This window comes from Nostoc sp. (assembly GCF_036917415.1).
Lineage (GTDB): Bacteria > Cyanobacteriota > Cyanobacteriia > Cyanobacteriales > Nostocaceae > Nostoc.
In genome coordinates this window covers 39,847-63,458 of the sequence record NZ_JBALDJ010000113.1, presented here as the reverse complement: position 1 = coordinate 63,458, position 23,612 = coordinate 39,847, and the positions used below count along the sequence as shown (strand labels likewise).

The following is a 23,612-nucleotide window of genomic DNA, read 5'->3' as shown; positions in this document are numbered from 1 at the left end:
CGACTGAAGTATAAATATTGTTATGATTTCATAAATTAGTAGTTGAACTAAATGCTTACATTTAGTCAGCGAAAAAACTCTCGATGGAGGAATTTCCTTTGTCTCGTCGATATCTATTTACCTCTGAGTCAGTCACCGAAGGTCATCCAGATAAAATCTGCGATCAGATTTCTGATACTATTCTGGATGCCCTATTGACACAAGACCCTAGCAGTCGTGTCGCCGCTGAAGTCGTAGTTAATACTGGTTTGGTGCTAATCACTGGTGAAATAACCACCAAAGCCAATGTGAATTTCGTCAATCTTGCCCGGAAAAAAATTGCCGAAATTGGTTATACCAATGCTGACAATGGCTTTTCCGCTAACAGTACCAGCGTTCTGCTGGCTTTAGACGAACAATCACCCGATATCGCCCAAGGCGTTAACACCGCCCAAGAAACCCGCGAACAAGATAGTGACGAACAATTCGACAAAATTGGCGCGGGCGATCAAGGTATAATGTTTGGCTTTGCCAGCAACGAAACACCAGAACTGATGCCTTTACCCATCAGTCTCGCCCACCGCATTGCTCGCCGATTGGCAGCAGTCCGTAAAACAGGTGAATTGTCATACCTGCGTCCTGACGGTAAAACCCAAGTAACTGTGGTCTACGAAGATGGGCGCCCAGTAGGTATTGATACGATTCTAATTTCCACCCAGCATACAGCCAATATTGGGGAAATTACAGATGAGGCGGCGGTACAAGCCAAAATTAAACAAGACCTCTGGTCAGCAGTGGTCGAACCTGTTTTTGGCGACATTGACGTTAAACCTAATCAGGAAACACGTTTTTTAGTCAACCCCACTGGCAAATTTGTCGTTGGTGGTCCTCAAGGAGACTCTGGTCTGACAGGACGGAAAATAATCGTTGATACCTATGGTGGCTATTCACGACATGGTGGCGGCGCTTTTTCTGGCAAAGACCCCACGAAGGTAGACCGTTCTGCTGCTTATGCGGCTCGTTATGTCGCAAAAAATATTGTCGCTGCCGGGTTAGCAGAAAAAGTTGAAATCCAGCTATCTTATGCTATTGGTGTAGCGCGACCAACAAGTATCCTAGTGGATACCTTTGGCACCGGTAAAGTGGATGAAGAAACCTTACTCGAATTAATCAACCAACACTTTGAACTGCGTCCAGCAGGGATTATCCATACATTCAACTTACGGAACTTACCAAGTGAACGAGGCGGACGTTTTTATCAGGACGTCGCGGCTTACGGTCATTTTGGGCGGGCTGATTTAGACTTGCCTTGGGAACAGACCGATAAAGCCGAGTTGTTGAAGCAAGCAGCGAATGAGTCATTTTCGGCAGTAGTTGCTCAGGCACTGACTTAGACTTATACGCTACTGTAAAAACTTAGTTTATCTACGTGAGGGTATTGGCAACTTGACAAGTTACCAATACCCTTATTTTTTAGTAACCACCTGAATATCGAAAAAGAAAACAGGATTCAGGAGTCAGAATTCCGAATTCAGAATACTCTACCCATGTTTGTTCAGCGTACCGTAGACTTGTTGACTAATGACTAATGACTAATGACTAAATCCAAAAATAAGCCAGGATGAGAGTCAGGATAGTTAGTGGTAGACCAAAACGTAAATGTTCCCAAAATGATAACTGATAACCAAGTTTTGCAACACCCTCAGCAACAATTAAGTTAGCAACTGAACCTAACAAAGTTAGATTACCTGCTAAGGTAGATCCTGCTGCTAATAGTAACCAGATTTTTGTGTCTGGATGGGGAAGTAAATGTTGTAATAACAATACTGCGGGAACATTAGAAACTAAATTTGAAAGCAGAACAGTAATTCCTAATATGCTCAAACGATTATAAACTAAACTGCTAAATAAATTCAATATTCCTAATTTTTCTACTCCAGTGGTAACAATAAATAGTCCAGAAAACATCACTAGTAAATCCCAATCTACTTTATTTAAAATTCGTTGCGGTTTGATTCGCCTAGTAATAAACAGTAAACTGGCAGCTACGAGTGTTGCTTGGGCTGGGGGTATTCCAATTAAGAATGCAATTAATAGCCCTCCTGTTATTAATAGGCTTTTAGTAAGTAACGGTTGAAATATGTGGTAACGCACGGAGGTTACACTCGGATAAGACTTAGTAGAACGGACATCAGGATAAAGCCACCACAATAAAGCAATTTGGATCGACAAACTTACTAATGCTATGGGAGTCAATGCTTTTGCAAAATCGAGATAGCTAATACCAGAGAACGAACCAATTAGAATATTTTGCGGATTACCACTTAAGGTAGCTACTGAACCTAAATTAGTTGCTCCTGCCAAAGCAAGTAAGTAAGGAATAGGATTGAGGTTCAAAGTTTGGGTTAAACCAAGAACTAAAGGAATCAAAATTAGAGCAATGGTATCATTCAGAAAAAAAGCAGAGAGAATCCCACTGCCAAAAGTTAAAACAATTAGCAAACCCAGAGGGCTGCGAGTAAAGTGTGTAACTGTATCAAGGGTTAATTGGAAAAAACCAGCGTAAGCTAAGTTTGTGCTGATTATCATCATGCTAAACAGGAAAATCAGCGTTTTATAGTCTATGGCAAGCCATGCTTCTTTGAGGTCTAATACCCCGAATGCCATCAGCAAAGATGCACCAACTAAAGCAATACTGGCTCGGTTCATCCGCAAACCAGGTAGATATCCTAAACCCAAACCTATATAAGTCAGCCCAATGATAATGTATCTGAAAACAATCATGATTTTGCTAGATTCTTGTGACGTGATGCCTTTCTATTAACTCCTGTTTTTGTCTCAGGTACACAGAACCAAAAAACTGTCAAAGCTACAACTGCGTAGGCATAGCCCGCCGCAGGCATCGCTGCTAGAATCAAAAAACCAACATTGTAACCAGCACTTTTAACCGCAAACCAAGCTTTCACATGGCTCAAACCTGTACCAATGTCAATGGTAGTGTTGAGAATCCCTTGGGTAACATTAAGTAGGTGGGCGTAAATAATTATCGTTAGGATAAGGCAGGGGGCAGGGGGAAAAAGGGTTTGAGCTTTATTTACTTTTCTTCACACAGTTCGGTTTTATTCTGCCCACTTACTTAAAGCGTACAGTGCCCTTAGTTAAATCAGCTACCATCAACACTGAAAGCACACCAAAAATTCTGTGACATTGCCATTCCAATCTGAACAGGATTCCAATTTTCTGAAGCTTTCAGATAAATGCTCAAATATGGCCCAACACCATCGCGCACATCCGCAAGAAACACATTCAAGGAATTAAGCGATCGCAAACTCTTCTCACTCGGTCTTCGCTGTTTTTGCATAAGTCTTTAGTGACATTTTGTAAGCTATGGAGAGCTAACAATACTCTTATACAAAAATCGTGCCAAAGATACTGATAACCGCTATATTTTCACAACTAATGTAGAGACGTTGCAGTGCAAAGTCTCTACAGAACGGTATTGCCATAAGAAACCCCCTCTGCTTTTACCATAGTAAAGTGATTACAAAGCAGAGGGGTTTCATTTTTCTTAATATTTTTGTAGAGGCAGGTTTTAAGGATAATTTTGGTAAAAAACTAGTTTATTTGATTTAAAACCCGCCAAAACCTATGTTGTATTGATTCTTAGCTGTGTACTCAGTTAGGCTTATTTCCAATCGGGAATTTCAGCGTCTTCTCCACCAATCCCGATTCCAGTGTTAAATATTTCCGCATCAGTAAGATTTAGATCGTTCATTGATGCTTGATACACATTAGAATCATGAATCGTAGCACGAGTAAAATTTACTCCGTTGAGATTAACTTGCTTCAAATTCACATTAGTTACATAAGCAGATGTTAGGTTAGCACCTGCCAAGTTTGCACCAGTTAAGTCAGCACCTTCGAGGTTAGCTCCTACAAGTTTAGCTCCTTGGAGCTTCGAGCCTCTCAAGTCAGCACCAATTAAATGAGCACCACTAAGGTTAGCTCCTGATAGATCGCACTTAACACATTCCCCAGTTGAAAGCAGCTTTTGTAAATCCTGTGGATTCTCGGCTCTAACCGAGCTAGCGAAAAATAGGGGTGTTGCTAAGGCCATGGCCGCTAATAGCTGGAGTTTCATAATTTTCCCCCTTAATAATCGAGTTGCGTCCGTTCTGTCCCTCACAGCTCTATTATCTCACTAAACTTTGTGAGGTCAATGTATCTTGTGACAATCTATCTCCTGACAAGTTAATTGCGATCTTAAACACAAATAAAAGTGATGTCACAAATGCCATTAATTACGAAATTTTGGCGATTTTTACCGAATAATTACTCCAAAAGTGTCACTCTTAAATCACTATTAAATCTTTTTAAAAGTAAACTTTGATAAGTATTTATACTTTATCAATTGATGGTTTAGCTTAAGTCCTCAGAAATTCTCGTATATACTGATTAACCAATTCCGGCTGTTCTTGCTGCACCCAATGGCCACAATTAGGAATGTACTTGATTTGAAAATCCCTGACATAAACTGCGGTATCGTAGGTTAGTTCTTTGCCAAGTGCAGTGTCGTTTTCTCCCCATATCATTAGTGTTCGCACTTCCAGAACGCCCCAATTTGGATTTAACATTCTCTGCTGAAAAACATTGCGGTAATAGTTCAACATTGCTGTAAGCGCACCGCGTTTTGCAGCAGCATCTTTATATGCGTCAATATCCGCTTTAGTGAAAGCACTCTTGTTAACTGCTGTACCTTTAAAAATTGTTTCAATTGCTTGGTAGTCTGAAGATTGTAAGAATAATTCTGGTATCCAAGCTAATTGAAAGAGGAAGATATAGTAACTTCGCTGTAACTGTTGGGGAGTGCGTAAGCCTTGGGCAAATTTGCCAAGATGAGGCATATTAAGGATAATTAATTGCTCTACCATTTCGGGATAAGCATAAGCAAAAGCCCAAGCGATCGCACCACCCCAATCATGTCCAACTAATACACATTTTTGGTATCCTAAGGCCTTAATTACTCCCTCAACATCTTTGATAAACTCCTTCATTACATAAGCTAATTGCTCATTTGGTTTATCACTATCGTTGTAACCACGCAAGTCAAGGGCGACAACTTTAAAATTTTGGGCAAATTCTGGTATTTGATGCCGCCACGAGTACCAAAACTCAGGAAACCCATGCAACATCAACATTAAAGGGCCTTCGCCTTGGGTTACGTAGTGTAGTTTCACCCCATTAGTAGTTATATAATCGTGTTTCCAAAAACTTTCTATTAGAGACATAATTGATCAAATATCAACATTATGTTTTCATCAGCCACCAAGAGCGCAAATATGCGATCGCTTTTTCTTTTTGTTTGGCTTCGACTTCGATCCACGGTGCTTGGTGGTAGACGTTGGGCATATCGGTAATCAAGTCGCTGTGTTTTCTGTCATTGAAAGCTTGTTCACCATTGGAAATATGGACTAATTGCCAATCTGGATTTGTCCAAGTTTCTCGCGCTGCATAAAACATGGATGCTACACTCGGACGATCGTAGCTATCTAAATTTTCGTAGCAAATATGGTGATGAGCATCAAATACCATTGGCACGCCAGTTTGCTGACATACTGCTAAAATTTCATTGGCACTATAGGCGTATTCATCGTTTTCTAAAGTTAAGCGGCTTTTGATATTTTCTGGTAGTTCGGAAATTACTTTTATTAGTTGTTCAGGACGTTGAGATTTGCCACCATGAATATTCATCAATGACCAAGGCGATCGCGGTAAGCCCAGTAAATCAAGTGTACGGGAATGTGCTGCTAAGTTCTTGATACTTGCTTGTACCACTGAGGGAGAATCAGAACTTAGCACTACATATTGATCTGGATGCAACACCATTCTTATGCTCAATGCATTTGCTCGTTGACCGATTATTGCTAAATCAGCGCTCATTGTCTTTAATATATTTGCCCCGATTTCGTCTTCTAAGTCACTTAGGGGAAATAAAGCAGAAGACATCCGATAGAGTTGAATTTTATTTTGCTGACAAAATAAGAGGGCGTCATGCAAGCGTTGCAAGTTATGTTGATACAGTTCACTCAGGGCGCTTTCACGTTCACTAAAGTCCAGTTTTAAATATCGTGTGCGCGTCATTGTCCGAAAGCGCACTTGTTTATCAGAGGTAATGCAAACTAGCCCTAAGTTGGGTATTGTAGTCTTTTGACACTGCTCTGCATTCGGTAAATTTTGAAACTTGATTACAGTCATTAACTATATTTACTAACTGTTGCCTATTTTGAAGATTTTTTAATTTAAACAAGTTCTACCACTGACTTACGACTATCTAAAGAATGAACTCTTAAGTCACAACACTCCACTAATACCAATTCTCTAAAATGAGGCAACACATTCAAATCCCGAAGGCCATGCCATATCTAACTTTCTTAATTACGAATTACATTAGCGGGTTCGCGTTCGCTTTTAGCGTCTCGTAGAGAGCGTCATTACGAATTACGAATTGGTATAATTTAACTTCGGTAAATAATGCCCAGTGCTATGATTGGGACGAGGATGGCTTTTAGGCATTGTGGCACTAGGTTTGATTGTCTATGAAATTTACACAATAATAAATACGGGTGCGGTATCGTCGGCTAGTCAATGTTTAGATGGTGTAGTGCCAAGAATTTCAATTTTATAGAAATGGCAATAATTGAAACCCGTGGTATCTGGCTGACTACTACTGATAGTAAAGTTCTCAGATCGAAGGAACGCATTGCTGAGGCGATGGATTTCCTGGCCGAGACGGGATTTAATGTGGTGTTTCCCGTTGTTTGGAATAAGGCAGTAACTTTATATCCTAGTCAAACAATGCGGCAGACTTTTGGAGTCGAAATTGACCCAATGTTTATAGGCCGCGACCCTTTAGAAGAAGTGGTGATTGAAGCGCGGCGAGTTGGGTTGAAAGTTATTCCTTGGTTTGAATACGGTTTTGCCAGTTCCTACAATTTGAATGGTGGTGTACTTTTACAGAAAAAGCCGGAATGGGCTGCGCACGATCGCAACGGTAACTTACTGAAGAAAAACGGCTTTGAGTGGTTAAATGCCCTCGATGCACAAGTGCAAGAATTCTTGTTGAATTTGGTGCTGGAAGTTGTAAAGAATTATGATGTGGATGGTGTTCAAGGAGACGATCGCTTGCCAGCATTACCCTCTGAAGGTGGCTACGATGGGGGAACTGTCAGTCGCTATCGTCAGGAATTCGATCGCAATCCACCACACAACCACAAGGATAGGCAATGGTTACAGTGGCGTGCAGATATTCTCACTGAGTTTTTGGCGCGTCTCTACCAGGAGGTGAAAGCGGTGAATCCTAATTTATTAGTAGCGATCGCACCTAATATTTATGATTGGGCATTCCAGGAATATCTGCAAGACTCGCCCGCATGGCTGAAGCGGGGAATAGTTGATATGATTCAGCCGCAGATTTATCGCCGTGACTTTAGAAGTTACGCTGCGATCGCTGATAAACTGGTAAACCAGCAGTTCACAGATGCGACATTGCCCAAGTTAGCATCGGGAATCCTGATGAAGCTTGGCTCTTACTGTATTAGTCCAGAATATCTGGTGCAGGCGATTGAATACAATCGTCAACTTGGTATTCAAGGAGAGGTATTCTTTTTTTACGAAGGTTTGCGCGAGAATAACAATACCCTTGCTAAAGTTTTGCGAAATGGGCCTTATGCTAAGTCTGGATCGTTTCCTACTCTGTTAGATTTGAGTGCAGGTCGCGTGAGTCATCAGAGGACATCTTCAATTTGGCCAAGAGTGGAAAATTTGTTAAAAAAGATTTTTTAAGGGAAAAGGCGCGTGGAATATAAATTGCCAGTGGAACAGGTAATTAATACTTTAAAAGAAGATTTACCAACACTTTTTGAAAAAGATATCTCGTATCAAATTTATACACAGGATATCTATTTTAAAGACCCGGTGAATACATTCAAATATAAATTTAACTATCGCATTATATTTTGGACTTTACGATTTCACGCTCGGCTATTTTTTACTCAGATTTACTTTGATCTCCATGAAGTTTATCAGTCAGATGAAGACACGATTTTAGCAAAGTGGACGGTGCGTGGAGTATTGCGCGTTCCCTGGAAAGCAGGGTTATTTTTTAATGGCTATTCGACGTATAAACTCAATCCAAATAATTTGATATACGAGCATATAGACACTTGGGATAGAAAACCAGGGGAGATTTTACGGCAGTTTTGGCAAAGGCAAGAAGATCGCTAATTAGCTGTTATATTTTACCATCCTTCCGACTTTTCAAACAACCTCTAAGGAGCAAGATAATTCCTCTTGCTTCCTATTCCTGCATCTAAGAAGAAACTGATGTGTAATATCAAGTCAGGTTAATCACTTCTGATTACCGCATCTGTGCAAAAATCCCAAAAGCCTCTTTCCCCCTGCCCCCTGCCCCCTGCCCCCTGCAAGAACTGCGGTCTTAATGATAAGTCTTTCACCAGACATGATATAACTTCATTTTCCACCCCCTTTACCTTGCATCAACCAAATGAAAAAAGGAGCGCCCAAAAGTGCCGTAATAATACCAATGGGCAGTTCCTCTGGAGCGACAATGGTACGTGCTAGGACATCTGCCCAAATTAAGAAAATTCCGCCCAGCAACAGACTCACAGGTAACACGCGGCGATGGTCTGAGCCGACGAGGAAACGGACGCTGTGAGGAATCATTAGCCCAACGAAGCCAATGACACCACTGACAGCAACTATTACACCTGTCAACAGTGAGGTAACAAAGAATAACTGCTTGCGGAAGCGATCGGTGTCAGTTCCCAGAGTCCGAGCTGTTTCTTCACCGATGAGGAGTGCGTTTAGCGATCGCGTTTGGAGTAACAAATACCCGATTCCCAAGAACAAAGTCAGCACCGGCAAGATTAAGTCTGTCCACGTTGTTCCTGAAAGTCCTCCCAATAACCAAAACAATACTCGTCGTGTAGCTTCACCACTTCCAGCTTTGATAGCCAAGAAACTCGTTATCGCCTCAAACAGAGACGATACCGCTACACCAACTAAAATTAAGCGGGTGGAGGAGAGGTGTCCTTGTCGTCGTGCTAAAAAGAACACAACAAAGAATGCTAACAGCGCACCGAGGAAAGCCCCAACAGACAGTGCATACACACCAAAAAATGAGAAAATACCAAATAAGATGACTAAAACAGCACCAACCGACGCGCCAGAGGAAATACCGAGAATAAATGGGTCAGCTAATGGATTTCGCACCAGTGCTTGCATGATGACACCAACCACTGATAGTCCAGCACCTACAAAAAAAGCTAATAACACACGTGGAAAGCGGATAAGCCAGACAATCTGTACCTGTGCAGGTGTCCAGTCTCCTGTAAGATTGGAGAATAACTGGGAAAGTGCAATTTGCCACACTCTTAACGGTGGAATTGGTACTGGCCCAATCATCACAGCTAGGGTAATTGAGACAATAAGTGTGATAAGTAGGTTAATTATTAATAGTTGATAACGTGTTTTTTTGAATATATTCTGTTTCATTCCTTTGCTTCAAAAATGACTTTCAATTCTGCTAGAGAATTATCATTTGTAAAAATACCTGCTTGAGCGAGAAGAATAGAGCGACCAGCTTGAGAACGTAGCCAGTTATCGATTGCAACTTTTAAAAATCTCCAGTCGTTCTCGATTTTGCGACCGGGAATATTTCCTTGAGAGGCTTGACGCAAAACTGCTTCCACGGGTAGCCGCAAGTATGCTGAAGCTTCTTCGAGGGTGAGAACATCTGGTAATGTTATTTGTTCCATAGTTGACTGATTAAGGTTACAATATCAAAGATATGTTGTAGGTAATTGCTTCCACTATCCTACTGTTGAAACCTCTCTGGATACAAAGCTTCTGCTAATTGTCTCACCCCTGCAACATTCCTAATTCCTGGCATCGTGTAACTAAAACCTATGACAATGAATTTATCCTGTTGCACTGCTTTTAGCTGAGAGTAAGCAGGGTGAGATTTAAGTAATCGACGCTTCTCTTCGGCAGATGACCAGTTAGCATCAATGAGAACAATTACATCTGGTTGACGTGCAATCACATCTTCCCAATTAACTGTTACCCATGCTTTTTTCTCCTGAATATCTTTAAATATATTTTCTCCACCGGCTAATTCAATAATATGATTGGGTATTCCCCAGTTAGAAACAGTTAGGGGAGGATCTTCAGAATCATACCAAAAAATGCGCTTTTTGGTTGTCACTTTACCTAGCTTTTGTTGGGTTGCTTGGAGTTGCGATCGCAGTTGTACAATTAACTTTTCTGCTCGTTGTTCTACTCCAAAAATCCGCCCTATTTCTCGGATTTCTTGATATAAATTCTCCATCGTCACGCTCTCAGGTCTAAGTTCTGGGCGATCGCATTCAATAGGTAACAAATAAGAAGAAATACCTAGTTTTAGCAACTCTGACTGTGACCCAAGTGCTTCTTTGGCAAAAGCGCTTTCCTCAGTGGAGAAGACAAAATCTGGCTCAACTCCCAAAAAAACTTCCCGCGACGGGTACTTTGGCGCTAATACCCGAATTTGGGAATATGCTTGTTGATACTCTGGCAAAATCGGATTATCCAGGTAGGCTGTACCAACCATCTGCTTTTCTAAACCCAGCGCTAGCATCACCTCCGTCGCCGATTGCATCATGGTGACAGCGCGTTGTGGTGGTTGTTTGTAAGTAATTGTCGAATCACAGTTCTTAAATGTAAATGGGGTATATGGTGTTCCATTAGAGGTAGTATAAGTTGGGGCAGTGACATTTCCTGCACACCCTGAAACCATTCCCAGCATCAGCACTGCCAAGACTGCAACAAAGGGTTTAAATATCCAGATATGGCGATGTAATTTACTCACACACAACCCTCTTCAAATCCTCTTAAGACAACAAAATCGTAACGAATTAACTTTAGAAACCTCTGCGCTCCTCTGCGCTACGCCAGTTGCTTCAAGTCGGCAAAGCCGCCCAACGCACTGGCTTAACTTTGCCTTCCTCTGCGTTAAAAAAATTTTACCTAATAATTAAAACTCAACTGACACTGTTCCCAACACAGTAAACGGTGGCGCAGGGTCAATACTATACCCATCAACCTCATAATATTTAACATTAGAAATATTCTTGAAATTGACTGCAAATCGATAATTTTGCCGCCGATAAAAGATAGAAGCATCCGCTCGTAAATAACTTGGAAGTTTAAACGTATTCGGTAAATCCACCTCCTGCTCACCGACAAAATACAACCCAGCACCAAATCCTAATCCCTGCAAACTACCATGTTGCAGTTCATAAGTTGTCCACAATCCAGCGCTATGTTCTGGGACACCAAATAATCTGTCTCCTACAGGAATCACACGATCTTTTGTCACTTCGCCATCAATGTAAGCATAGTTGGCAATGACTTTCCAACCTGGTGATATTTCGCCTGCAATATCTAATTCAATACCTCGACTGCGTTGTTCTCCAGTTTGGATTTGGAATAGATCGTCTACTGGGTCTGGTGTCAATACATTCTGCTTGGTAATTTGAAAGAAAGCCAAAGTTCCAGAAAGTTTATTGTCCAGAAAATTCTGTTTTACCCCCACCTCAAATTGCTGGGTAGTTTGCGGTTCAAATTGTTCACTTGTTCGACTTCTGGCTTGAAATTGGGGAGAAAAACCATTAGACCAATTGAAGTAGAGCGAAGTAACATCGCTTGGTTGATATATAATTCCAACTCGCGGCGAAAATCGAGTATTTGATTGTTTATCGAGAATATCGCCACTTACGCGGTCTTGAGTGCTGTAATCATTAAAGTCCAAGCGACCACCTAATAAAACCTTGAAATTAGGTGTAAGTTCAATTAAGTTCTGGGCGAATAAACCAACATTCTCGGAGACAATTTTTCGACCAAAGGGAGAACCATCTTCCACAGGAGTAGGAGTTCCACCATATTGCGGGTCAAAAATATTTATTGATAGTTCTAGGTCTGGGGCAAAAATGTAGTTAAATAAGTTTCGGGCTAAATCTACTCCGAATAGGACATTATGACGAATAGAACCAGTAGAAAACTTGCCAGAAATTTCGTTTTGGAGAGTGATATTTTCGTGTTTCTCATCAGAAGCATAAAAAGAACGGTCTAATGTCTGACGATCCTCTCGCAAAGAACCAGGAGATACTTGCCTTGCATCATTCAAATTAGCATTGAGAACATTAAATCCTTGGCGAAATTTCCAGTTGTCGTCAAATTCGTGTTCTAATCTATAGGTTAATGAGTTAAATGTCACTTCCCCATTGGCAAAGTTGGGTTCTCCTAAAAATCGATTGCGCCCAAGTTGGAGAACTTCTGGCTCAATAGGAAAACCATTATCAAAAACAAAGTTATATTTCTGGTGTTCGTATTCAAAGGTGAGTTTAGTGCGATCGCCTACTTTTATCTCTACCACAGGCGAGATAAAAAAGCTGTCATACTCGACAAAATCACGAAAACTGTCAGAACTTTCATAGGCGACGTTCAAACGATACAGCACTGATTTATCATCTGTCAGTGGCCCGCTAATATCTAAAGTCGGACGCAAAAAGTTGTAACTTCCATAAGTTACACTCGCGCTGTAGTAAGGCTCTGCAAGCGGCTTTTTGGTAGTTGTATTAATAACACCACTTCCTCCTGCATACTGTGTTGGACTACCACCATAAAGTACCGCCGCCGGCCCTTTGAGAATTTCCAACCTCTCGATATTAGCGACATCTCGCGGACTGAAGTAACCATAATCGGGAAAGCCATTGCGTAAAGTTTCAAAATTGGTGAGAAACCCACGCACCCGAAATCCTAATGACGACAATCCCCCATATCCCCGTTCTGGTTGTACACCACTAACGTTATCCGCCAATTCCGAAAGACGTACAACATTTCGGTCTTTAATCACCTGACGGGGAATGACTTGAATTGATTGGGGAATATCCCTAAGTAGTGTATCTGTTCTTGTTGCAGTGCTAGCGTCGGGTACTGAATATGTATCGCTCTCCCCTGTCACTATTAGTTCAATCGGTTCATTTGTATCAGCCGATGGTTGAGTTGGCGGTGTTTCACTACTTGGTTTAGATGTATCTGGCGCTTGTGGTGTGGAGGATACAACTGGCGTGACGACAAAAATTAAACCTGTATCGCCGTCATCTAACTCGACTTTTGGGATACCTCCTTCACCCGTTACCGTCACTCGGATACTATTTGTATCTACATTAGTAACTATTACTTCGCTAATTCCCGCAACAGGCTTGTCTTGACGGAAAGAACTATCACCTGTTAATCGCAGTTGAGCATTAGGGATATCTGCAATAAAGTTATTGTTTTCCCTGTTGATGGTGGTTTGTAACTTATCAGATGTAGGAGTTTCTAAGAGGATTTCCAATCCACTGTCAGTTGCTCTTAGGCGCACTCCTGTCACTGGTGTGACTTCAGTCTGTTGATTCTGCTGCGCTAGCCAGTCTTTAACATTGGTGTAGGGACGTGAAATATCACTCAGTTGAGGAATCTTTGCGCTCGGTGGTTCTGCTGACTGTGCTTTTACAGCCTGAGTCCCCAACACACAAATAGCTCCGACAATCCCTAGATAGATCATCTGTCTTAGTTTCAAAATTTTCCTCCACACCACAATATTCATGAAATCAAGACACACCTAATTACACGCGATCGCAATACGCTTTTACTTTCAAGTGCTACAATAAATAATTGAGAATAATTATTAATTATTGTTCGCAAAAGACAACCACAGTTTAAAAATGCTATACCAACCTAAACAACTTTTTTCATAATTCTCCTAAAAACAATTATTTTCTCATAAAATAGCCCTTTAAATATATATAAATGCTAAAAATTAAGCACTTGCATTTTCCTTTTTTAGTAATATCAATAACTCAAAATTGGCTTTGAATAAGATTTGATTAGACTTGAATCGGATAGCCTGTACATGAAAATAATTTTTTAGCTACTCTAATGTTTGTGTTAAAGTTTATGAATTTATTAAATATTGTTATATTTAAGTATTCATCTACTTATGAAATGGAAGCTAATACAGCTTTACACAAATGAATCTACCATTATTAGCCCTGAAAGACTGGGTTTTTAGTCTTAAAAAAGGGTAGAAGTATTTACACAGCACAGTACTATAGATAGTCTAAAATTAGCTTTTTTCTTGAATTTTTTGTAAATTTTATTTTGTTTAGATTATTTTTCTCACAGTTTAGACTATCAGTTTTCTATGGAAAATATACTTTGTATAAGTTATGCAAAATTTGACAAGTTGTCCTATTCAGATTTTTTGATTTTTAATATAGAATCAGTTTGTGTAGGCTGTCCTGAAAACATTGCTATGAATAGGTTTTTCTAGTTTTAAATAAAATTATTCATATTGATGAATGTTTTATAGGCATAATAAAAATGTGATTTTGCCTGTTTTAAATATTGTTTAGGCATGGCAAAATGCTTGACAATAGGATCAGATTAATGATAATAACTTTTATTAATGTTAAATATAGATCGACTCTAAATTTCACAAAGCTGTCACATGAAGGCATACTTTGCCTGAGTTGGTTGTGCTGTGAAATTTTAGAATTAGAAATAAAAAACTTTTTTATCAAAAAAATACGGTGTGGCTAATAAGCTGAAATTTTCAATAAATAAAGGCTGAGAAGGCGATCGCACTTAACACAACTAGCCAGTTTGGCTCCACATAGATAGTTGTATAGATGGAGTGACATAAATGAGCAAAAATCTTTCCGAGCTACCGAGGAAATTCACCTCGTTGGTTGAACTTCTTCATTGGAGAGCGCTTCTGAAACCTGAGCAAAAGGCTTATTCTTTTCTGCTGGATGGAGAGGTAGAAGCATCGTATTTGACTTATGGAGAACTAGATCGCCAAGCTCGGAGTATTGCTGCTCTACTTCAAAGTTATGGAATCAAAAGTGGAGAGCGTGGACTACTGCTCTACCCACCTGGTTTAGAATTCATCGCTGCGTTTTTCGGATGTCTCTATGCTGGGGTAATTGCAGTCCCAGCTTATCCACCCCGACCGAACCAATCCCTGTCCCGACTCCAGGCTGTTGTGGCAGATGCAGAGGCAACAATCGCCCTTACTACTACAACTGTCTTTGCCAATATTGAGCGACAATTCGCCCAATATCCGAATTTACAAACTTTGCTGTTACTGACTACCGATAACATTACTACCGACCTAGCACATTCATGGCAGCAACCATCTATAAATAGCGATACCCTCGCCTTTTTGCAGTACACTTCCGGCTCTACAGGTACACCTAAAGGTGTAATGGTGAGTCATGGAAACTTGTTGCATAACGAAGTTTTAATTAAGCAGGCAATGCAGCACACAGAAAACACCCTTTTTGTAGGTTGGTTGCCCCTTTTCCATGACATGGGTTTAGTCGGGAATATGCTTCAGCCCTTGTACTTGGGCATACCGTGCATACTCATGGCTCCTGTGGCATTTCTGCAAAAGCCCTTGCGGTGGCTACAGGCGATTTCCCGATATAAAGCAACAACTAGCGGTGGCCCTAATTTTGCCTATGACCTGTGTGTTCGCAAAATTACGCCCGAACAACGAGCCACCTTAGATTTAAGTAGCTGGGAAATTGCTTTTAACGGTGCTGAACCGATTCGGAAAGAAACCCTAGAGCTATTTACCGCCACTTTTGCCGAATGTGGCTTCCGGCGTGAAAGTTTCTATCCTTGTTACGGGATGGCAGAAACAACGCTGATGATAACTGGTGGTAGCAAATTAGTTTTACCTGTGTTGTTGCCAGTTCAGTCGGCGGCACTGTTGCAAAATCAAATAGTTCCAGCCAGTGAAAATGAAGCTGGCATACAGACCATAGTCGGTTGTGGTCAAGCCTTACAAGATTTAAAGATTGTCATAGTTCATCCTGAGACACTAACCCGTTGCCAACCTAATGAGGTGGGTGAAATTTGGGTTGCAGGGCCAAGCGTCACTCAAGGCTACTGGAATCAGCCAGAGCAAACAGATTACACATTCCGAGCCTACCTCAAAGATACTCAAGACGGGCCTTTTCTGCGGACAGGAGACTTGGGCTTTTTGCAGGAAGGAGAGCTATTTGTCACAGGTCGCTTGAAGGATTTGATTATTATCCGGGGTCGTAATCATTACCCGCAAGACATTGAATGGTCAGTAGAACAAAGCCACCCCTCACTGCAACCTAGCGGTAGTGCAGCCTTTGCAATTAATGTTGCTGGCGAAGAGAAATTAGTTATTGCTCAAGAAGTGAAGCGCAGTTTCCTACGAAATTTGACGACTGAGGAAGTCATTAGAGCTATCCGTCAAGCAGTAGTAGAAGAACATGAACTGCAAGTTTATGCAGTGTTACTCCTCAAGCCAGGTAGTATCCCCAAAACTTCTAGTGGTAAAATTCAGCGCCATGCTTGTCGCACTAATTTTTTGACAGAAAGTTGGGAAAATATTGCCAGCAGCGTTTTAGAAGAATCTCAAACTACAGTCAATACAGGCAGTCTGACTCATGCAGCCGTCCTCGCATTAGAGCCACAAGAGCGTCAGTTACAGTTAAGCTGTTATCTTCAACAGTTAGTAGCTCAGGTTCTCAAATTAGTGTCTTCCCAAGTCAACCCACAGCAACCCTTGAACAGCCTGGGAATTGATTCCTTAATGGCAGTAGAACTCCAGCACACTATTGAAACTAACTTGGGTGTGGTCTTACCGATGACTAGCTTTTTGGGGGGTTCCAATATTAACCAACTAGCAACTGTAGTACTTGCTGAGTTAACAAATGTTTCTTCTGTCCCTAAAAGCCCTCCAGCCCAAGTTAACGAGACTGTCACTGAATACCCTCTTTCCTACGGTCAACAGGCTTTGTACTTTTTACATCAGCTAGCACCAGAGAGTCCTGCTTACAACATTGCTAATGCTCTGCGTATTTGTGGCGAACTTGATATTTCTGCATTGCATCGAGCATTTCAGAGTTTAATGGAACGCCATAGAATTCTAGGTACGACTTTCTTAAATGTTGACGGACATCCCAGACAGCGAGTTCATAAGCACGTAGAAGTTTGTTGGCAACAGGAAGATGCTGCAACATGGGATGAGGAATTTTTAAGCGATCGCCTGCTTAAAGCAGCATACCATCCCTTCAATCTGGAGCAAGGCCCCCTCATGCGGGTGAGTCTGTTCGCTCGCTCACAAACAGAACACATTCTTTTACTTGTTGTCCACCACATCGTCGCAGACTTCTGGAGCCTCACCGTCTTGGTAGATGAGTTGGGAACACTCTACCAGAGCCACAAAAAGAACAATACACCTGTAATGCCTCCTTTGGTTTGGCAGTATACCGACTATGTACGAGAACAGGCTCTAATGCTAGCGAGTCCAGAAGGCGAGCGGCTGTGGAGTTACTGGCAAAAGCAGTTGGCAGGAGAATTACCTGTATTAAATTTGCCAACTGACCGTCCGCGTCCAGCCATTCAAACCGATCAAGGAGCTTCCTTTAGCTATCAGCTGAGTACAGAATTAACTCAAAAGCTACAAAACTTCAGCCGCAAACGTGGAGTTACTCTCTACATGACCTTGCTAGCAGCCTTTCAAGTGCTACTTTATCGCTACACAGGTCAACCAGACTTCTTAGTGGGTTCCCCCACAACAGGCAGAAGTCGAACTGATGCAGCAGGTGTGGTAGGGTATTTTGTCAATCCGATAGTATTGCGATCGCATCTTTCAGAAAATCCCACCTTTGATGAGTTTCTCATTCAAGTACGCTCCTGTGTGCTGGATGCTTTCGATCGCCAGGACTACCCCTTTGCCCGACTAGTTGAGCAACTACAACCAGTGCGAGACTCCAGTCGTTCGCCATTATTTCAAGTGATGTTTGTCTTGCACAAAGCCCACCTGCTCAACGAATCAGGTTTGGCAGCCTTTGCATTAGGGGAAGCAGGAGCAAGGATAAAATTAGGGGAACTAGAACTAGAGTCCTTAGCCCTCGAACAGCGAATTGCTCAGTTCGACCTCAATCTGATGATGGCTGAGGTGGATGAAACACTATCTGCTTCTTGGCAATACAACACAGACCTATTCGATGCTGCCACTATTGCGCGGATGGCTGGTCATTTTCAAACCTTGTTAGAAGGTATTGTTGCTGACTCACAGCAGCATATCTCACTTTTACCACTCCTCACTGAATTAGAACAGCAACAATTATTAGTCGAGTGGAATACTACCCAAGTAGATTACGCCAGCAAACCTTGTCTCCATCAACAATTTGAGGCTCAGGTAGAGCAGACCCCAAATGCAGTGGCGGTAGTATTTGAAACAGAACAACTCACATACATCGAATTGAATCGACGAGCCAATCAATTAGCACATTATCTGCAAACTCTAGGAGTAGAGCCAGAGGTGTTGGTTGGCATTTGCCTAGAGCGATCGCTAGAAATGGTGGTGAGTATCCTGGCGACTCTTAAAGCTGGAGGAGCTTACGTTCCTCTAGATCCCTCCTATCCTCAAGAACGTCTGGCTTTCATGGTGGAAAATGCCCAGGTTTCAGTGTTGCTGACTCAAGAAAAATTCCTTCCAGCTTTGCCTGAACATGGGGCGCAAGCGATCCTGGTGGATAAAAACTATGAGGTTTGGACTAGTAAAAGTGGGGACAACCCAGTTAGCCAGGTGACAGCTGATAATTTAGCTTATGTGATTTACACCTCCGGTTCGACTGGCAAACCAAAGGGGGTAATGAACACCCATAGAGGAATTTGCAATCGTCTATCTTGGATGCAGGAAACTTATCAACTGACAACAGTAGATAGAGTGTTACAAAAAACACCCCTCAGTTTTGATGTCTGCATTTGGGAATTCTTTTGGCCTTTGACTACCGGAGCGCGTTTAGTGGTAGCTCGTCCAAGAGGTCATCAAGATAGCGCCTACCTTGTTCAACTTATTGCTCAGGAACAAATTACCACACTGCATTTTGTCCCCTCTATGTTGCAAGTGTTTCTTGAGGAACCTGGGCTTGAAGCGTGTCAATGCTTGAGACAGGTGATGTGTAGTGGTGAAGCCCTACCTTTGAAACTACAAGAACGATTTTTTGCGCGTTTGGATGCAGACTTACATAATTTGTACGGGCCAACGGAAGCTGCGATCGATGTCACATTCTGGGCTTGTGAACGTGAGAGTCGTAAGCATACTGTTCCCATTGGTCGCCCCATTGCCAATACGCAAATTTATCTACTAGATAATCACTTGCAACCAGTACCTATTGGCGTACCTGGGGAACTACACATTGGCGGTGTGGGTTTAGCGCGAGGTTATCTGTATCAACCAGAATTAACAGATATTAAATTCATTGCCAACCCCTTTAAAAGAAGCAGGGGAGCGAATGAAGACAAATCTTCAAACTTCGATCGCTTATACAAAACTGGGGATTTGGCACGCTACCTGAGCGATGGCAACATTGAATATTTGGGACGACTTGACTATCAAGTTAAATTGCGGGGGTTCAGGATTGAGCTAGGAGAGATTGAAGCGCTACTGAGTCAACATCCAGCATTGCGGGAAGTTGTTGTTTTGATGAGAGAAATTGAGAAGAAGGAACAGAACCGAGATTTCACACCACTGGTTGACGTAGAAAATTCATCAACAATTACTGGTTTGCGTCGCTTACTCAAGGGAGAATTGGCTAATTCTCAGGCAAATTCTCGGAATCAGCAATTAGTTGCTTATTGCGTCACCCGTCATCAACCAGCACCCACCACTACCGAATTGCGTCGCTTTCTCTTAGAGAAGCTCCCCGATTACATGGTTCCTGCGGCTTTCGTCCTACTGGATGCACTGCCTTTAACGCCGAATGGTAAAGTAGATCGCCAGTCTTTACCAATTCCTGGTAAAGTCAGACCGGAATTGGAAAAAGCTTTCGTAGCACCTCGCACTCCTATCGAAAAGGCGTTGGCAGAGGTTTGGGCAGAGGTGCTCGACATTGAACAAGTGGGCATTCACGACAACTTTTTTGAGTTGGGAGGAGATTCAATTCGGAGTATCCAAATGCTAGCTAGAGCCACTGCAAAAGGTTTAAGCTTCTCCTTAGCGCAGATTTTCCAGCATCAGACTATCGACTCACTGGCACGAGAAATTACTTTTGTTGAACCCAGTGCTTTAATAACTCAAAAAACAGAGCCATTTAGTCTGATTTACCAGACAGAACGGCAAAAGCTACCCAAAGATGTAGAAGATGCCTATCCTTTGGCTAGGGTTCAAGCTGGGGTGATTTTTCACACTCAGTCCATGCCTGATGAGCCGATGTACCATGATATTTTTCTTTACAATTTGCAAGTTCGTCTAGACATTCAATTGTTTCAAAAAGCTCTACAGCACGTTGTCGATCGCCATGCTATCCTGCGGACATCCTTCGACCTGACTAACTTTAGTGAACCCCTACAGTTAGTTCATCAACAAGTTACTGCTCCCTTTCACGTCGAGGACTTGCGTGATTTATCACCAGAGCAACAACAACAAGCACTTTCCACCTGGATAAAAGCTGAAAAACGACGAAATTTTGATTGGTCTTCTCCACCATTTATTCGCTTTTTCATTCACCGCCTTACAGAGCAGTCTTTCTATCTAACCTTTAGCTGTCACACTTCTATTCTTGACGGCTGGAGCAAAGCTTGTTTGCTGACAGAATTGCTGCATCATTATTATGCTCTGCTCAACGGTAAAAGCGATGCCATTGAACCAGCCCCAGCTATAACTTATCGAGATTTTGTTGCCTTAGAGCGTGCAACATTGCAATCGCCAGACTCTCAAGATTTTTGGAGGCAAAAATTAGCAAGTTGTGTAACCACGAGAATAGCCCGTTGGAAGGTGACTCACCACAGCACCAATACCCCGGAAATTGGCTTTTTAGATGTCCCCATCTCCTCAGAACTTTCTGAGAAATTGCAAAAACTAGCCCGGTTAGCAGAAGTCCCCCTGAAAAACGTCTTGTTAGCTGCACATATCAGGGTAATGAGTTTGTTAAGTGGCGAGAGTGATATCCTCACAGGGCTGGAGTCTAATGGTCGATTGGAAGAAGCTGACGGAGAAAAAACTCTGGGAATCCATTTGAACACGGTTCCCTTGCGTTTGCAGCTAATGGGGGGAACTTGGCTAGAGTTAGTGCAGCAGGTTTTTGCAGCTGAACGAGAGTTGTTGCCCTTCAGGCGTTATCCCTATGCAGATTTACATCAACTTGTTGGTCGTCAGGCTCTCCAGCCCTTAGTTGAAACTGTTTTTAATTACACTAACTTCCATGTTTATGAGAGTCTGCAAAGTCTCAAAGATTTTGAAGTTTTAGGGGCCAGGGGTTTTGGTGAAACTCATTTTACCTTGCGGTCTGAGTTTAATCTCAATCATGCCTCAGATTGCATCCAACTCGATTTAGAGTGTGACTTGACACAGATAAGTCATGCCCAGTTAGAGAGTATTGGCGCTTATTTTCAAGAAACACTAACAGCAATGTCTTCACAGCCGTTAGCACGTTACGAGTCTCAATATCTTTTGGGCGATCGCCAACGGCAGATGTTGCTCAAAGAATGGAATAACACTGCCACCAAATATCCTCAAGACTGCTGTATCCATCAATACTTTGAGGCTATGGCAGCAAAAAATCCTGATGCGATCGCGATCGTCTTTGCAGATGTACAGACGCGATTAATGAGCCAGCGCGTTGCGGGGGTTCCCCCCGTTGTAGCGACTGGCGTCGCGTCTCTAACTTACCAACAGCTAAATCATCGAGCTAATGCCCTGGCTCATTACTTGCAACGTTTAGGAGTAACGTCCGATGTGCCGGTGGCTCTGTGTGTCGAGCGTTCCTTAGAGATGATAGTGGGAATTTTGGGAATTCTCAAGGCAGGAGGAGCCTACGTACCTCTAGACCCAGCATATCCCCAAGAAAATCTTGCTTTTATACTGGAAGATGCTCAAGTGCCAGTTCTGCTGACTCAGGCACGGCTAGTAGCAAACTTACCGACTCACACAGCCAAAATTGTCTGCCTAGACTCAGACTGGCAAATTGTAGCGCAAGAGAGCGCAGAAAACCCCAGCAGTCAAAGCACATTAGAAAACCTCGCCTACATTATTTACACATCAGGCTCCACAGGTCAACCGAAGGGAGTACTCGTTACTCAGCAAAACTTAGTCCATTCCACGTTGGCGCGGATTACTTATTACTCACAACCCGTTACCTGTTTCTTATTAATTCCCTCCTTTGCTTTTGATAGCTCAGTTGGCTGCATATTTTGGACATTATGTCAAGGAGGTAAACTGGTACTGTTAACTGAGGGTACCCACAGAGATATTTGGGAATTAGCCAACCTGATTGTTCAACATCAAGTTTCACACTGGTTGAGTGTTCCCTCACTTTACAGCACCCTACTCGCTGCTATAGACTCAGCGCAACTTGTCTCGTTGCACACAGTTATTGTTGCTGGGGAATCTTGTTCTGCAGAGTTGGTTGAACGCCATCGTCAACTACTGCCCTATACATCCTTATTTAATGAATACGGCCCAACGGAAGCAACAGTTTGGAGCAGTGTATACGATTGTCAAAACCATGATTTGAAAAATCCTGTGCCAATTGGTCGTCCAATTGCCAACACCCAGATTTATTTACTGGATTCTTACCTACAACCAGTACCAATTGGAGTTCCTGGTGAAGTTTATATTGGTGGTTTGGGTGTAGCGCAGGGTTATCTCAATCGTGCAGAACTAACCACCCAAAAGTTTATTCCCGACTTATTTAGTGATGCACCGAACGCACACCTCTACAAAACTGGGGATTTAGCGCGTTACCTTCCAGACGGCAACATTGAGTTTTTGGGACGTATCGATCATCAGGTGAAGATTCGCGGGTATCGGATTGAACTAACGGCGATTGAGGCAATTTTACTTCAACATCCTGTTGTTCAAGCAGCGATCGCCACAGTTATAGAAGACTCAGATCGCAAACGCTTAGTCGCCTATATAGTAATACAGCAAAAATCACCACCTACAACTAAGGAATTGCGGAGTTTCTTGCGGCACAAGTTACCAGAATATATGCTTCCTAGTACCTTTGTCTTCTTAGAAGAGTTGCCATTGACACCTAGCGGCAAAGTCGATCGTCGCCGTTTGCCAGCACCAAAGCAGGTACAATCCGATGAGGAAAAAATAGCTTACACCGCACCCCGCACGGTAGTAGAAGAGGTGCTAGCTAGAATCTGGAATCAGGTTTTAGGAATTCAAGAGGTGGGCATCCACAACAACTTTTTAGAGTTGGGAGGTGATTCGATTCAAAGTATTCAGGTTGCGGCTAAAGCTTATGAAGCAGGATTGAAATTCAGTATCAATCAGTTATTTGCATATCCAACAATTGCAGAGTTAGCAACGGTTGTGGAGACAATTTCCGTTCCCCAGCAGGAAGTAGCGCCCATTGCTCATTTTTTGTCTACCGATACGCCAAACTTCAAACCTTCAGACTTTCCAGAAGCTGAGTTAACTCAGGAAGAACTAAATAAGCTTTTTTTGAACAACAAGTAGAAAATTC

At 42.2% G+C, this 23,612-nt stretch carries 14 protein-coding genes; 4 read left to right on the top strand and 10 right to left on the bottom strand.

What is annotated here, in order from left to right:
- Positions 1 to 98: 98 nt before the first annotated feature.
- On the top strand, positions 99 to 1,373 hold the full coding sequence (gene metK / locus V7K41_RS24925) for a methionine adenosyltransferase (RefSeq protein ID WP_334852540.1): 1,275 nt from the start codon (positions 99 to 101) through the stop codon (positions 1,371 to 1,373).
- 205 nt (positions 1,374 to 1,578) lie between these two features.
- Here the strand turns inward: metK and V7K41_RS24920 are convergent, their stop codons facing one another.
- The 6 genes from V7K41_RS24920 to uvsE form a co-directional block, all read right to left on the bottom strand.
- Positions 1,579 to 2,763 carry an anion transporter gene (locus V7K41_RS24920; protein WP_334852538.1) on the bottom strand — a complete coding sequence of 395 codons (1,185 nt, stop codon included), beginning with the start codon at positions 2,761 to 2,763 and terminating at the stop codon, positions 1,579 to 1,581.
- The gene (locus V7K41_RS24915; RefSeq protein ID WP_334852536.1) at positions 2,760 to 2,954 is read right to left on the bottom strand and encodes a hypothetical protein; all 195 of its coding nucleotides are present in this window, start codon (positions 2,952 to 2,954) and stop codon (positions 2,760 to 2,762) included. Before V7K41_RS24915 ends, V7K41_RS24920 begins: the two co-directional genes overlap by 4 nt.
- A gap of 188 nt (positions 2,955 to 3,142) precedes the next feature.
- Positions 3,143 to 3,340, bottom strand: a complete 198-nt coding sequence (locus V7K41_RS24910; protein WP_334852534.1) for a hypothetical protein — start codon at positions 3,338 to 3,340, stop codon at positions 3,143 to 3,145.
- Between the two features lie 324 nt (positions 3,341 to 3,664).
- The gene (locus tag V7K41_RS24905; protein ID WP_334852532.1) at positions 3,665 to 4,120 is read right to left on the bottom strand and encodes a pentapeptide repeat-containing protein; all 456 of its coding nucleotides are present in this window, start codon (positions 4,118 to 4,120) and stop codon (positions 3,665 to 3,667) included.
- Positions 4,121 to 4,403: 283 nt separating this feature from the next.
- On the bottom strand, positions 4,404 to 5,267 hold the full coding sequence (locus tag V7K41_RS24900; protein ID WP_334852531.1) for an alpha/beta fold hydrolase: 864 nt from the start codon (positions 5,265 to 5,267) through the stop codon (positions 4,404 to 4,406).
- Positions 5,268 to 5,286: 19 nt separating this feature from the next.
- A complete protein-coding gene (uvsE, locus tag V7K41_RS24895) occupies positions 5,287 to 6,234 on the bottom strand; it encodes a UV DNA damage repair endonuclease UvsE (RefSeq protein WP_334852529.1) in 948 nt (315 codons plus the stop codon).
- A gap of 432 nt (positions 6,235 to 6,666) precedes the next feature.
- Between uvsE and V7K41_RS24890 the strand changes: the two genes are divergently transcribed.
- Positions 6,667 to 7,821 carry a glycoside hydrolase family 10 protein gene (locus tag V7K41_RS24890; RefSeq protein WP_334852528.1) on the top strand — a complete coding sequence of 385 codons (1,155 nt, stop codon included), beginning with the start codon at positions 6,667 to 6,669 and terminating at the stop codon, positions 7,819 to 7,821.
- A gap of 12 nt (positions 7,822 to 7,833) precedes the next feature.
- Positions 7,834 to 8,262, top strand: coding sequence for a DUF2358 domain-containing protein (locus V7K41_RS24885; protein WP_334852525.1), 429 nt, complete (start codon positions 7,834 to 7,836; stop codon positions 8,260 to 8,262).
- Positions 8,263 to 8,508: 246 nt separating this feature from the next.
- Here V7K41_RS24885 and V7K41_RS24880 read toward each other — a convergent pair whose 3' ends face one another.
- The 4 genes from V7K41_RS24880 to V7K41_RS24865 form a co-directional block, all read right to left on the bottom strand.
- Positions 8,509 to 9,552 carry a FecCD family ABC transporter permease gene (locus V7K41_RS24880; RefSeq protein WP_334852524.1) on the bottom strand — a complete coding sequence of 348 codons (1,044 nt, stop codon included), beginning with the start codon at positions 9,550 to 9,552 and terminating at the stop codon, positions 8,509 to 8,511.
- Positions 9,549 to 9,815, bottom strand: a complete 267-nt coding sequence (locus V7K41_RS24875; RefSeq protein WP_334852522.1) for a helix-turn-helix domain-containing protein — start codon at positions 9,813 to 9,815, stop codon at positions 9,549 to 9,551. Before V7K41_RS24875 ends, V7K41_RS24880 begins: the two co-directional genes overlap by 4 nt.
- A 59-nt stretch (positions 9,816 to 9,874) precedes the next feature.
- Positions 9,875 to 10,906, bottom strand: coding sequence for an ABC transporter substrate-binding protein (locus V7K41_RS24870; protein WP_334852520.1), 1,032 nt, complete (start codon positions 10,904 to 10,906; stop codon positions 9,875 to 9,877).
- A 165-nt stretch (positions 10,907 to 11,071) separates the two neighbouring features.
- The gene (locus V7K41_RS24865) at positions 11,072 to 13,660 is read right to left on the bottom strand and encodes a TonB-dependent siderophore receptor (RefSeq protein WP_334852518.1); all 2,589 of its coding nucleotides are present in this window, start codon (positions 13,658 to 13,660) and stop codon (positions 11,072 to 11,074) included.
- Between the two features lie 1,125 nt (positions 13,661 to 14,785).
- Between V7K41_RS24865 and V7K41_RS24860 the strand changes: the two genes are divergently transcribed.
- On the top strand, positions 14,786 to 23,605 hold the full coding sequence (locus V7K41_RS24860) for an amino acid adenylation domain-containing protein (RefSeq protein ID WP_334852516.1): 8,820 nt from the start codon (positions 14,786 to 14,788) through the stop codon (positions 23,603 to 23,605).
- Positions 23,606 to 23,612 lie beyond the last annotated feature (7 nt).

Excerpts from the sequence above, each read along its gene's own strand:
- V7K41_RS24920 (WP_334852538.1), bottom strand. The coding sequence starts at position 2,763 with ATGATTGTTTTCAGATACATTATCATTGGGCTGACTTATATAGGTTTG.
- V7K41_RS24910 (WP_334852534.1), bottom strand. The coding sequence starts at position 3,340 with ATGCAAAAACAGCGAAGACCGAGTGAGAAGAGTTTGCGATCGCTTAAT.
- V7K41_RS24905 (WP_334852532.1), bottom strand. The coding sequence starts at position 4,120 with ATGAAACTCCAGCTATTAGCGGCCATGGCCTTAGCAACACCCCTATTT.
- V7K41_RS24900 (WP_334852531.1), bottom strand. The coding sequence starts at position 5,267 with ATGTCTCTAATAGAAAGTTTTTGGAAACACGATTATATAACTACTAAT.
- uvsE (WP_334852529.1), bottom strand. The coding sequence starts at position 6,234 with ATGACTGTAATCAAGTTTCAAAATTTACCGAATGCAGAGCAGTGTCAA.
- V7K41_RS24890 (WP_334852528.1), top strand. The coding sequence starts at position 6,667 with ATGGCAATAATTGAAACCCGTGGTATCTGGCTGACTACTACTGATAGT.
- V7K41_RS24880 (WP_334852524.1), bottom strand. The coding sequence starts at position 9,552 with ATGAAACAGAATATATTCAAAAAAACACGTTATCAACTATTAATAATT.
- V7K41_RS24875 (WP_334852522.1), bottom strand. The coding sequence starts at position 9,815 with ATGGAACAAATAACATTACCAGATGTTCTCACCCTCGAAGAAGCTTCA.
- V7K41_RS24860 (WP_334852516.1), top strand. The coding sequence starts at position 14,786 with ATGAGCAAAAATCTTTCCGAGCTACCGAGGAAATTCACCTCGTTGGTT.